We start from the raw sequence: 12815 nt of genomic DNA, 5'->3' as shown, positions 1-12815 counted from the left end.
AAGCTCTGTTCGACGTGCCTATAGGTGTGTGCACGACGCTTTTTAACGAGGGTGGTACCGCGAGTTTAAGTTTCTCGTCCCTTTTGGGATGAGAGGCTTTTTTTGTTTTCTAGACTAGGATAGATTGAAGCAGGAGTGGAGTGGTAAAGATGGATTATGGAAAAACATTAAACCTATTACAAACAGAATTCCCGATGAGAGGTAATTTGCCTCAAGCGGAACCGAAGATGCAAGAGCATTGGGCGGCTGAAGATATTTATGCAAAAGTGCAAGAGAGCCGTAAGGGCAGGACGAAGTTTATTCTACACGATGGGCCTCCTTACGCGAATGGAGATATTCATATCGGTCACGCACTTAACAAAGTGCTTAAGGATATTATCGTACGTTTCAAAACGTTGCAAGGCTTTGACGCGCCCTACGTTCCAGGTTGGGATACGCATGGTTTGCCAATCGAGCAAGTGATCACAAACAGTGGGAAAGTCGATCGCAAGAAAATGACGGTTCCGGAATTCCGTGAATATTGCAAAGAATACGCCTTGCAATCTGTTGAGAAACAGAAGAGTCAATTCCAACGCCTCGGTATCCGTGGAGATTGGAAGAACCCGTATATCACTTTGCAACCAGGCTATGAAGCACAGCAAATTCGTGTTTTCGGTACCATGGTACAAAAGGGTTTCGTTTATAAAGGGTTGAAGCCTGTCTACTGGTCCCCATCATCGGAGAGTGCTTTGGCTGAAGCTGAAATCGAGTACAAAGAGAAAACGTCAACATCCATCTATGTAGCGTTCCCAGTGAAGGATGGCAAAGGTAAACTGCCTCAAGATGCAGCCATCGTCATCTGGACAACGACAGCATGGACGTTACCTGCGAACTTAGGAATCTCTTTACATCCTGAATTCGAGTATGCAATTGTTCAAGCGAATGGCAAGAAATACGTGCTGGCACAAGGGCTTCTTGCAACAGCGGCGAAAGAAATTGGCTGGAGCGAATACGAAGTATTATCTACGGTCAAAGGCAGCGAGTTGGAGTTTGTTACATGCCAACATCCGTTCTATGATCGCGAATCCCTGGTTATGGTTGGCGAGCACGTTACATTAGAAGCAGGTACAGGGTGTGTACACACAGCTCCTGGGCACGGGGAAGACGACTTTGCAATTGGTCAAAAGTATAACATTGGCGTGTTGTGTCCAGTGGACGATCAAGGACATTTTACGGCTGAAGCACCAGGTTATGAAGGTATGTTCTATGAAAAAGGCGGCAAGCTGATCATTGAGCAGTTGAAGGAGTCAGGTTTGTTGCTGAAAGCTGCTGACATTCAGCATCAATACGCACATGACTGGCGTACGAAAAAACCTGTCATTTATCGTGCAACCGAGCAATGGTTTGCCTCGATTGATAAGTTCAGACAAGAGATGCTGGAAGAAATCAAGCAAGTGAAATGGACGCCAGAGTGGGGCGAAGTTCGCCTGCACAACATGATCGCTGATCGTGGAGACTGGTGTATTTCCAGGCAACGTGCGTGGGGCGTTCCAATTCCTATTTTCTACTGCCGCAGCTGTAATGAGCCGCTTGTCAACGAACAAACAATTGAGCATGTTGCCCAGTTATTCGAGCAAGAAGGTTCCCAAGCTTGGTTTACCAAGGAAGAAAAAGATCTGCTTCCACATGGTACTACATGTTCCAAATGCGGTCATGGCGAGTTCCGTAAAGAAACGGACATCATGGACGTATGGTTCGACTCCGGTTCCAGTCATGTTGCGGTTCTTGAGTCCCGACCTGAACTTCAATGGCCGGCTGATTTGTACTTGGAAGGTTCAGACCAATATCGCGGCTGGTTCAACTCTTCCTTGATCACTGGTGTGGCGACGAGAGAGAAGTCCCCGTACAAAGGTATTCTGAGTCATGGCTTCACGTTAGATGGCGAAGGACGCAAAATGTCCAAATCCATCGGTAACACGATTGATCCGAACGTGGTTTGTGGTAAATTAGGCGCTGATATTCTTCGTCTATGGGTTTCTTCTGTAGATTATCAGTCCGATCACCGGATTTCGGACAATATTTTGAACCAAACGACGGAAGTTTATCGTAAAATCCGTAACACAATGCGCTTCCTGCTTGGGAATTTGAGTCAGTTCAATCCAGCTACAGATCGTGTTGCACTTGCGAGTTTATCCGAATTGGATCGCTACGCGTTGATTCGTTTGAACCGTATGATCGAGAAAGTTATCAAAGCATATGAAGCATACGAATTCCATGTTGTGTACCAAACGATTCACCACTTCTGTGCGGTTGAAATGAGCTCCTTCTACTTGGATATCATTAAGGATCGTCTCTATGCGAATGCAGCTGAGGATCCAGCACGTAAAGCGTCGCAAACTGTGTTGTATGCTGCATTAACTGCGATTACTAAACTGATTGCGCCTATTCTTCCTCATACAGCGGATGAAGTATGGAAGTACATTCCAGGTGTGGAATTAAGCTCTGTACAACTTGCTGAATTGCCGGAAGTAGAAACAAGTGTGTACAACGAGGAATTGGAAAATAAATGGAACTCCTTCTTGGAGGTACGTGATGACGTGCTGAAGGCGCTAGAAGAAGCGCGTAAGGAGAAAGTCATTGGTAATTCCTTAGGGGCAGCGGTGAATTTGTATCCGAGTGAAGCGATGTTTGCTTTGTTGACACAATTCGAACAATTGGATCAGTTGTTCATCGTGTCCGCTGTTAACCTACATCCAGTAGGTACTACTGTACCTGAAGGTGCACTTCAATCCAAAGATGTTGCTATTGCCATCGCTGTTGCAGACGGTGAGAAATGTGAACGCTGTTGGATAGTGACACCAGAGGTTGGGCACAGTAAAGAGCATCCAACTCTCTGCGTCAGATGTAATGATGTTGTGACTGCTCATTATCACGAGTAGTGGAACCAAACGAGCTTACGCAATATGCGAAGCTCGTTTGTCCTGTTTTTATCAAGCTCAACTCTTGCATCTATTCATCATCTAGGTCGGCAGTTCTTTCGGGTTCAAGAAATGGATCGCCTTCATCACTATGCATATATTCGTTATAAGCTTTACTTCGTACAATGGTCACATGTTCACCATAGAGGTCAGTGGCTACAAAGCTTTCAAATGACTCTACATAGCCTTCCAATTCATCGGATTCAATGTACATGTCATTGTAGCTCTCCACTTGGTTGTTTTCAGCGAAAGCGGGGGTGTTTGAGGTTCCCCAGCTTTCAACGATTTGCCAAGCATCTTCACCGTCGAATTCAGTTTCGTTATTTTTCTCATCGAAGCTTGTTCGCCCGAAAGGTGGGTAAAGAACTTGCTCTTCAACAGGACGACGAAATGATTGGTCAGGATCTGGCACGTGTTCTATGCTGTATAACGTTGTAGGTATAGCTTGTAGGCGTTCATACGGTATAGGCTGATGGCTAAACACACATATACCATAATCCCCGCTGTCGATACGAGCTAATGCTTCATTGACTTGCTCTAAATGCATCTCAGCATGTTCATTAAGCGAGATATCTTTTGCTCGTTCAAAAACTTCGGACCCGATATCACCGGGATGATTGTCGTACATGGAGAGCTCGCCTATAGAATCAGAGAACGAATTCGCGAGCCCGAATTGATCATTCGAAGCGAAATGCTTCTCAAGTGCAACCTTCTCCTCCAACAGTTGTACATATAAGGTTTGTAATTGTTCATCAGTTAAATGGCTCATAGGTCGTACAGCTCCCTTCTAACAGCTCACTTATACCGTTTAGGATGCCGATAGACCGTTTTTTTTAGTGAGGTAATTCCTTGAAAAATAGGAATGTACAAGTTGTTCACAATGTAGGAGGTACACTTAAATGAAATATTTGAAATATTACCTGTATGCACTTCTTGCATTCATTCTAGATCAAGTTACGAAATGGATCATTGTGAAAAAGGTGCCGCTCGGCGAAGAACGTCCAGTCATTGGGGATTTTTTCATGATTACGTCCCATCGTAACCGTGGTGCGGCTTTTGGCATTTTACAAAATCAACGATGGTTCTTCATTATCGTAACGATTCTCGTGTTAGCCGGCATTATTTGGTACATGCAGAAGACGATTCGTGAAGGTAAAGTATTGTTACCTTTCGCTTTGTGTTTACTATTTGGAGGAGCATTCGGGAATTTCGTTGACCGTGCCTTGTTCGCAGAAGTTGTGGATTTCTTCCAATTTACATTTGATTTTAACTTTTTCGGCAAAGAAGTTGATTATATCTTCCCAATTTTCAATGTAGCGGATTCTTGCATCGTTGTCGGGGTTATTCTGATCTTCATTGAGTCGATACTAGCATCACGAAAAGAGAAAAAAGGAGCAACACATGAACACAAACCAGACCTCACCTGAGTCCGTCTCCCAAGAATTGATTGAATGGACAGTTGAATCTCAATTTGAGGGTGAACGAATCGATAAATGGATTACAGAGGCGTTGGAAGAAGAAATTTCACGAACACTTGTCCAACAATGGGTCAAAGATGGCCACGTTAAGGTGAACGGGAAAGTGGTAAAACCTAATTACAAGCTGTCTTTGCAAGATGTCATTGCATTAGTCATTCCAGAGCCTCAAGGCGTTGAGCTGCTAGCGGAAAACATTCCTCTGAATGTTGTGTACGAGGATAGCGATGTGATTGTTATCAACAAACAGCGTGGACTCGTTGTTCATCCTGCACCTGGACATTACTCTGGCACCATGGTGAATGCATTAATGTACCACTGTAAGGACTTATCCGGCATTAATGGCGAACTTCGCCCTGGTATTGTGCATCGGATTGACAAGGATACTTCAGGCTTAATTATGTCTGCCAAAAATGATAAAGCGCATGCTAGCCTTGCCGAGCAATTGAAGGCGCATACCGTCAATCGCAAGTATATTGCCTTGGTACACGGACATATTCAACATGATCAAGGGACGATCGATGCGCCGATTGGACGCGATTCTCATGATCGTAAGATGTACACCGTTACGGAGAAAAACAGTAAAACCGCGATAACGCACTTCGTTGTTATCGAACGATTTGGCGATTTTACTCTCGTAGAGTTGAAATTGGAGACTGGTCGTACGCACCAAATTCGTGTGCATATGAAGTTCATTGGCCATCCGCTAGTTGGAGATCCGATGTATGGCAAGAGCAAAGGGATGTTGATGGATGGACAGGCTTTGCATGCGGCGATTCTAGGCTTTGAACATCCGCGTACAGGGGAATGGATGCAGTTCGAAGCGCCAATTCCGCCAGATATGGAGCACCTAATATCAACGATACGGACAACTTAGTTCTTGTTCACTGGAGAGAGGAGAGCTACGCATGTTGGAACATTTGGTTAACCCGCAGGTCAAAGATATTCAAATATCAGGTATCCGCAAAATTTCAAATCTAGTCAGTACGATTCCTGGTGCTTTAACTCTAACAATAGGCCAGCCTGATTTCCCAACTCCGCGGCATATTATCGAGGCAGGCCAAAGGGCTTTGGATCAGAACAAAACAGTCTACACGCCAAACCCAGGCTTAATCGAGCTTAGAGAAGCTGTTTCTAACTATGTCAAAGTCAAATATGGCCAATCGTATCGCGCGGCGGATGAGATTATCGTCACAGCAGGTGCGAGCCAAGCTGTAGATATTACGTTGCGTACAATTTTGACCCCAGGTGCTGAGGTTATTATTCCGGCTCCGATTTATCCTGGATACGAGCCTTTGATTCACTTGGCAGGTGGCGTTCCTGTCTATGTGGATACAAGAGCGAATGGCTTGAAATTAACTGCTGATCTGTTGGCGCCATACTTGACCGAGAAAACACGTTGCGTGATTCTATGTTACCCGTCAAATCCGACAGGTCAGGTGCTTACGGAGAAGGAGATTGCTGATTTAGCAGAACTATTAGCTGATCGCGAACTATTTATTTTATCAGATGAAATCTACAGTGAACTCGTGTATGGGGTCCAACACCATTCCATAGCTACTGTTGGCAAGTTACGTGAGAAGACAATCGTCATTAATGGCTTGTCCAAATCTCATGCTATGACGGGGTGGCGTGTAGGTTTTACACTGGCCCCTGCGTACCTTACAGCGCACATGGTGAAGGTTCACCAGTACAATGTGACCTGTGCGAGCTCAGTAAGCCAATACGCAGCTCTGGAGGCGTTAACAGTCGGAATCGACGATGCACTTCCAATGCGTGAAGCCTATGTTGCCCGCCGGGACTACGTTTATGATCGCTTGCTCGCAATGGGGATTGAGTTGGAAAAGCCTGACGGAGCGTTCTATCTGTTTCCTTCTATTGCGAAGTTCGGTTTGTCGTCGCAAGAGTTTGCGATGAGATTGTTACAGGAAGAGCATGTTGCCGTTGTGCCAGGCGATGCTTTCACGTCCTTCGGGGAAGGGTACATCCGGATTTCCTATGCTTATGCACAAGAAGTGTTGGAGCAATCGTTGGATCGTCTTCAGCGCTTCGTAAGTAAATTGTAGTAAGGTAACCATCGCTGGTTTACAGCGGTGGTTTTTTGGTTGTATGAACCCAAATATTCTCTAATAAATGGAAAATATACAGTTAATTCGGGCGGTTTTACCCGATATAATAGTTTAGATGGAAAAGCTACAGCTAATTTCAAAGGAAATGCTAGATTTAAAGAAAATGAGGGGGAATAACTGCATGAAATCCATTTAATTGTGTTTTAGAATGTTTTAGGCTGAAATTAGCTACATAAAATCCAGTTATATTTTTGTTCGGTAATAAGTTTGAATAGTGTGGGGCTGGATGGAAATAAACGGGGAGTTGTATTGCGATCAAGAGATCATAGGTTATGGATTGGGGGAAAGTTAGGGAAACGTAGTGGAGTAAAGTTAGGATGATGTGTGAATTAAACTAGCATAAAGTCAAGCTGGAGAGTAGAGTGAAAGGCGTTGGAGGAGAAAAGTTGGAAATAGAAGAGCCTCTCAATCTATCTCCGCATGGAGGCGATCGAGAGGCTTATTCGTGTTTAGCTAGATTTATATCGGAGATAGGCGGTAATTGTATCAATAGCTACATCTATGGCGCGCTCATCGGGATCAAGTTTGGCATGATGCAGGCCATGAGGTGTTTCGACACCTAACCAGAACATAAAGCCAGGAATTTTCTCCAAGAAGTAACCAAAGTCTTCGCCAGTCATCGCTTCCGTACATTCGAACAATGTGACGTTATCACGTCCACGAAGCCAGTCCATGAATTCAACAGTCAAGGCAGGATCATTATACACTTGGCGGTAATTCGAGCCCCAATCAATTGTGACTTGGCATTCGAAGGAAGCTTCAATACCCGCGGCGACCGCTTCGATACGTCCCTTGACCTTGTTCATTGAAGCTGCAGAGAGCGTGCGAATCGTGCCCTCTAAGCGAGCCCTCTCCGCGATGATATTCTGCTTCGTTCCAGCTTCCATTTTGCCAATCGTGATTACTGCGGAATCCAAAGGATTCACGTTACGTGACACGATCGTTTGAAGCTGTCCAATCATCTGTGTTGCCGCGATGATCATATCATTCGCTTGATGCGGATAGGCCGCATGGCCTCCTTTGCCAAGGAGATCAATGAACAATTCGGATGTGTTAGCGAAAAGGATCTCAGGACGAACAGCGATTGTACCGACAGGATACTCTGGTGCAATATGGAGTGCAACCATCTGATCAGGCATCCAATCTTGCAATTCCTCGGCAGCTAACATCGGCAATGCACCGCCAGGGCCTTCCTCAGCTGGTTGAAACAACACAACAAGATCATCCTGCATCGGATTCGTTACGAAGTGAGTCACAACGCCCATGCCGATCGACATGTGAAAATCATGCCCACAAGCATGCATATAGCCCGGATGCTGGGAGGGAAATGGCAACGTCGTCTCTTCCGTGATTGGAAGCCCGTCCATATCAGCGCGATACCCAAAGCGTTTGCTTGGGTTTAAGCCTTTGATATAAACGAGAATCCCCGTACGCCATGTCCGAATGGTTAAACGATCTTGCGGGAGCTTGGCCAACTGGTCAAGAAGGAGCTGCTGTGTTTTGAACTCTTGGAATCCCGGCTCCGGGATTTGATGCAACTGACGTCGCAGCTCTACAAAAGGGCTAAGCATAACGATTTCCCTCCAGATCTAGATGACCTTATAGGGTACGTAGGTCTGCTAGAATTTCGGTTTTGGATTTCGTTTTATCGTCTACTTTTTTGATGACGCGTGCAGGAGCGCCTGCAACTACCGTGTATTCTTCAACATCTTGCGTAACGATAGCTCCAGCAGCTACAACGGAACCTTTACCGATGCGCACGCCTTCTAGGATAACCGCGTTAGCGCCAACAAGAACGTCATCTTCGATCACACATGGTTGTGCAGAAGGCGGCTCGATAACACCAGCGACAACTGCGCCAGCGCCGATGTGACACATTTTACCTACTTGTGCGCGACCGCCTAGAACTGCGTTCATGTCGATCATCGTGCCATCGCCAACGGAAGCTCCGATGTTGATAAGTGCGCCCATCATGATAATTGCGTTATCGCCGATATGTACTTTGTCGCGAATAACAGCGCCTGGCTCGATGCGAGCGTTGATGTGTTTCAGATCCAACATAGGAATAGCGGAGTTGCGACGATCGTTTTCAACTACGAAGTCAACGACTTTATCTTTATTAGCTTCTAGAATCGGCGCAAGTACGCTCCACTCACCGAAAACGACACCGCTGCCGCCAGTAATGAACGCTTGGCTGCCTTCGCCAAACTCAAGGCCATCAAGGTTACCTTTTACATATACTTTGACTGGAGTTTTCTTTTGGCTTTCTTTAATAAACTGGATAATTTCTAGGGTATTCATTTCAGACATGGTGACATCTCCTTCAAATTTATGATTGACTCTCCTATATTAGCAGAAAGGGAGCAATTGAGCCAATCTGTTTACACAGCTTTTTGTGCGAATTGACTCTCATAGAGTTCTGCATAGAAGCCTTGTTGTTCGAGCAACTCGCCATGAGTGCCTTGTTCAATGACAATTCCTTGATTCATCACTAGAATAAGATCAGCTTCTCGGATCGTAGATAACCGGTGTGCAATGACGAAACTCGTGCGATTTGCCATCAAATTGTTCATAGCACGTTGGATAGAAACTTCAGTTCGCGTATCCACACTACTTGTTGCTTCATCAAGAATTAATATAGCAGGGTCAGCAAGTACTGCACGTGCAATGGTGAGCAATTGCTTTTGACCATGGGATAGATTGGACGCTTCTTCATTTAAAATCGTATCATACCCATCCGGCAGCGTACGTATGAAATGATCTGCATATGCCGCGCGCGCGGCTTCTACAATCTCGTCATCCGTAGCACCATGACGTCCATAAGCAATATTGTCGCGGATCGTGCCGTTAAAGAGCCAAGTATCCTGTAATACCATGCCGAAAAGTCCACGAAGATGGCTGCGAGACATATTGCGCGAGTCGACTCCATCAATAGAAATGTGGCCGCTCTGCAATTCATAGAAGCGCATGAGCAGGTTGACTATCGTTGTTTTGCCTGCACCAGTGGGTCCCACGATCGCTACGGTTTGTCCTGGCTTCACATCGATATTCATATTGTTGATAAGGGGGGTATCTGTTTTGTAGGAAAAAGAAACATTATCGAATTGAACATGTCCCTTAACCTGAGCAACGGAGTCAGTTACTTTATTCTCCAAAACTTCTTCATCTTCATCGAGTAATTCGAAAATGCGCTCTGCTGCTGCGATCGTAGACTGAATAACATTCGCGATATTCGCCACTTGTGTTATAGGCATGCCAAATTGCCCGGAATATTGAATGAAGGCGAGAACGTCTCCTATTTTAATGGCGTTATGAGTAACCATGATGCCACCGATGACACTCACGAGCACATAACCAATATTGCCGATGAAGGACATCAAAGGGAAGATGAGCCCTGAAATAAACTGTGCTTTCCAACCAGAATGGTACAGCCGATCATTAATTTCATTGAACGTATCAACGGATTTCTTTTCCCGCCCAAAAGCTTTAACGATCGTATGCCCTGTATACATTTCTTCTACGTGTCCATTGAGCTCGCCAAGCGTTCGTTGTTGCCCTTTAAAATATTTTTGAGAACGGGTAGCAATCATCTTGGTTCCAAATATGCTAAGCGGCAGCGTAACAATTGTAGCTAAGGTGAGCAGCGGACTGATGGTCAGCATCATGATAATGATACCGATTAAAGTGACAACGGATGTGATCAACTGCGTTAAGCTTTGCTGCATCGTGGAGCTGATTGTGTCCACATCGTTCGTTGCACGGCTCATCGTATCGCCATGACTTCTAACGTCAAAGAAGGAGAGTGGAACACGAGTAAGTTTCTCACTGATATCACGTCGCAGATTGAAGACAATGCGCTGTGTAACCCCAACCATAATCCGTTGTTGAATGTACAAGAGGACAGAGCTGAATATATAGAGAGCAGCTAGGATCAGAATGATCTGTAGAATCGCATCAAAATCAATTTTGGCTCCTGCGATCCCTTTCATTTTGCCAATAGCACCTTCGGACAACTTCGTAACCGCGTTCCCCATCAGTTTCGGACTGATGATACCAAACAATGTGCTCAATATGGAGGCTAGAAGTACAAAGGATATGGACACACGAAAAGGCTGCAAATAGGTCATGAGTCTTTTCAAAGTAGCTTTAAAATTCTTCGCTTTCTGGACAGGCATTCCCATGCCAGCCATGCCGCCACGGCCTATGAAACCTGGATTCATACCAGCAGCCGGTCGCCCCTGTTCTTTGGGTTTCTCACTCATGCACTTTCCTCCTCTGATAGCTGAGAAGCAACAATTTCCTGATAAACCTCACAGGTTCTCATAAGCTCGCTATGCGTACCGATTCCTGCAATTCTTCCTTCATCTAAAACGATAATTTGATTCGCATCCATAATGGTGCTGACTCGCTGTGCGACAATGATCATGGTTGCTCGTGCAGTTTCTGATTTAAGCGCAGCACGCAGCTTCGCATCGGTTTTGAAATCAAGGGCCGAGAAGCTGTCATCGAAAATATAAATATTCGGTTTACGTGCAAGTGCTCGTCCAATAGCTAGTCGCTGCTTCTGGCCGCCTGATAGATTTGTTCCGCCCTGGGCGAGAGTGGAATTGAAATTATCTTTCATGCCTTGAATGAAATCAGCGGCTTGCGCAGTCGAAGCTGCAGCGGCTAGTTCCTCATCTGTCGCGTTATCATTTCCGAAGCGGAGGTTATCCGCAACTGTTCCTGAGAATAGGACAGCTTTCTGAGGCACATAGCCGATTTGGTTTCGTACACTCTCTAAGGAAAGGGAAGGCAACGGTTGGCCATTCAACGCAATTGTGCCAGATTCCACATCATAGAATCGAAGCAATAAATTGAGGAGGGTTGTTTTGCCAGAACCTGTTCCTCCAATTATCGCAGTAACCTCTCCAGGCTGTGCTCGGAAAGAAATGTCTTGAACAGCTGGCTGTTCAGCTCCCGGATAACTGAAAGTCACATGATTGAATTCAACGACGGTTTGATCAGATTGAAGTGTTTGTGCATGGTTTGCACTATGTATGTTGGACTGAATAGCAAGGACCTCATTAATACGTACTGCAGATGCAGATGCGCGCGGAATCATCATGAATATCATCGTCATCATGAACATGCTGAACATAATTTGCATCGCATATTGGATGAAAGCCATCAAATCCCCAATTTGCATCTGATTGTTATCAATCCGAATGCCGCCATACCATAGGATGACAACGATGCCAAGATTAAATACAAGCATCATGATCGGCATCATCGTAGCCATGATCGTATTGACTTTTACAGCGATTTGGGTGAAATCAAGATTCGCTCGTTCGAATTTCGTTTTCTCATGACCCGAACGGTTAAATGCACGGATGACGCGAATACCGGTTAAATGTTCTCGCAAAACAAGGTTGATGCCGTCGATTTTAATTTGCAGCGTTTTGAATAAGGGAAGACTTGTACGCATAATCACGGCAATCACAATGACTAGAATGGGGATGACCGCATACAGGACAATTGCAAGATGCGTATCTTTGTACGAGGCCATTATGACGCCACCAACGAGCATGGTTGGTACACCAATAAACATTCGCATCATGACGACTAATTGTTGTACTTGTGCGATATCATTCGTTGTTCTTGTAATGAGAGAAGACGTTCCAAGCTTATCGAATTCATGCAAAGAGAAGCTCTCGACATGAGAGAAGAGGGCACGACGTAAATCTCTCCCGAATCCGGTTGCTGTCTTAGCAAGCAAATAGCTAGCGACCATGACACAGGCCATGCCGCCCATGGCAACCAGAAGCATATAAGCACCAAATCGAAGAATGTAGTTCACGTCGCCTTTGACTACCCCTACATCTACGATGTCTGCTAGTAAGGTTGGTAAGTACAGTTGTGCAAGCGATTGCAACAGCATGAGTGTAATGATGGCAACCACCGAAACCCGGTAAGGTTTCAAATACCTAAACAATTTGAACATAGTTTCCTCCTTCATTTTGTAACCTCATAGATTTGGAATTTACTAGGTGGGAAAGCGAGTTTATATGTAAATTATAACACATGGTCTCATTTTTGCTCAAAAAAAGAAGATCGAAAAATATTGACTTATGGTGTCGAAAGTGGCATAATTCTTTTAATTACATATGTGCCTTTAAAAACAGTCCAGAGAGGCTGGCAAGGTAAAACGATAAGAAAAGTCGGGTAATACTGAGTCGAGTATTCAGTAAGCTTAAGGATGTGCGCATCCACTA

General features: G+C 45.0%; 9 protein-coding genes and 1 other annotated feature (1 of these 10 running past the window's edge). Of the genes, 4 read left to right on the top strand and 5 right to left on the bottom strand.

The features are described 5' to 3' along the window. Positions 1–85: a binding site (T-box leader), on the top strand (it extends 163 nt beyond the left edge of the window). A gap of 64 nt (positions 86–149) precedes the next feature. Further along, entirely contained in the window at positions 150–2918 is a 2769-nt protein-coding gene (gene ileS, locus AC58PV_RS20460; RefSeq protein WP_497434212.1) for an isoleucine--tRNA ligase, read from the top strand. A 70-nt stretch (positions 2919–2988) separates the two neighbouring features. Here ileS and AC58PV_RS20455 read toward each other — a convergent pair whose 3' ends face one another. Next, positions 2989–3726 (bottom strand): TraR/DksA C4-type zinc finger protein, encoded by a 738-nt coding sequence (locus AC58PV_RS20455; protein ID WP_497434211.1) that lies wholly within the window; start codon positions 3724–3726, stop codon positions 2989–2991. Positions 3727–3865: 139 nt separating this feature from the next. On the opposite strand from AC58PV_RS20455, the gene lspA reads away from it, so the two are divergent. Genes lspA through AC58PV_RS20440 form a run of 3 tightly spaced genes read left to right on the top strand, consistent with a single transcriptional unit; the run spans position 3866 to position 6498 of the window. Further along, entirely contained in the window at positions 3866–4384 is a 519-nt protein-coding gene (gene lspA, locus AC58PV_RS20450) for a signal peptidase II (protein WP_068671042.1), read from the top strand. Further along, positions 4359–5309 (top strand): RluA family pseudouridine synthase, encoded by a 951-nt coding sequence (locus AC58PV_RS20445; protein ID WP_497434210.1) that lies wholly within the window; start codon positions 4359–4361, stop codon positions 5307–5309. The genes lspA and AC58PV_RS20445 overlap by 26 nt, the downstream gene beginning before the upstream one ends. Positions 5310–5343: 34 nt before the next feature. After that, a complete protein-coding gene (locus AC58PV_RS20440) occupies positions 5344–6498 on the top strand; it encodes an aminotransferase A (protein ID WP_497434431.1) in 1155 nt (384 codons plus the stop codon). A gap of 512 nt (positions 6499–7010) precedes the next feature. Here the strand turns inward: AC58PV_RS20440 and AC58PV_RS20435 are convergent. The 4 genes from AC58PV_RS20435 to AC58PV_RS20420 all read right to left on the bottom strand — a co-directional run bounded on the left by AC58PV_RS20435 (position 7011) and on the right by AC58PV_RS20420 (position 12544). Next, positions 7011–8132, bottom strand: a complete 1122-nt coding sequence (locus tag AC58PV_RS20435; RefSeq protein WP_497434209.1) for an N-acetyldiaminopimelate deacetylase — start codon at positions 8130–8132, stop codon at positions 7011–7013. Positions 8133–8160: 28 nt separating this feature from the next. After that, positions 8161–8871: a 2,3,4,5-tetrahydropyridine-2,6-dicarboxylate N-acetyltransferase gene (dapD, locus tag AC58PV_RS20430; RefSeq protein ID WP_497434207.1), complete on the bottom strand. Its 711-nt coding sequence runs from the start codon at positions 8869–8871 to the stop codon at positions 8161–8163. Between the two features lie 71 nt (positions 8872–8942). Beyond that, positions 8943–10823 carry an ABC transporter ATP-binding protein gene (locus AC58PV_RS20425; RefSeq protein ID WP_497434206.1) on the bottom strand — a complete coding sequence of 627 codons (1881 nt, stop codon included), beginning with the start codon at positions 10821–10823 and terminating at the stop codon, positions 8943–8945. Continuing rightward, positions 10820–12544, bottom strand: a complete 1725-nt coding sequence (locus tag AC58PV_RS20420; protein ID WP_497434205.1) for an ABC transporter ATP-binding protein — start codon at positions 12542–12544, stop codon at positions 10820–10822. Before AC58PV_RS20420 ends, AC58PV_RS20425 begins: the two co-directional genes overlap by 4 nt. Positions 12545–12815 lie beyond the last annotated feature (271 nt).

This window comes from Paenibacillus sp. J22FR83, from assembly GCF_059691955.1.
This window is presented reverse-complemented; position numbering and strand designations above follow the sequence as displayed.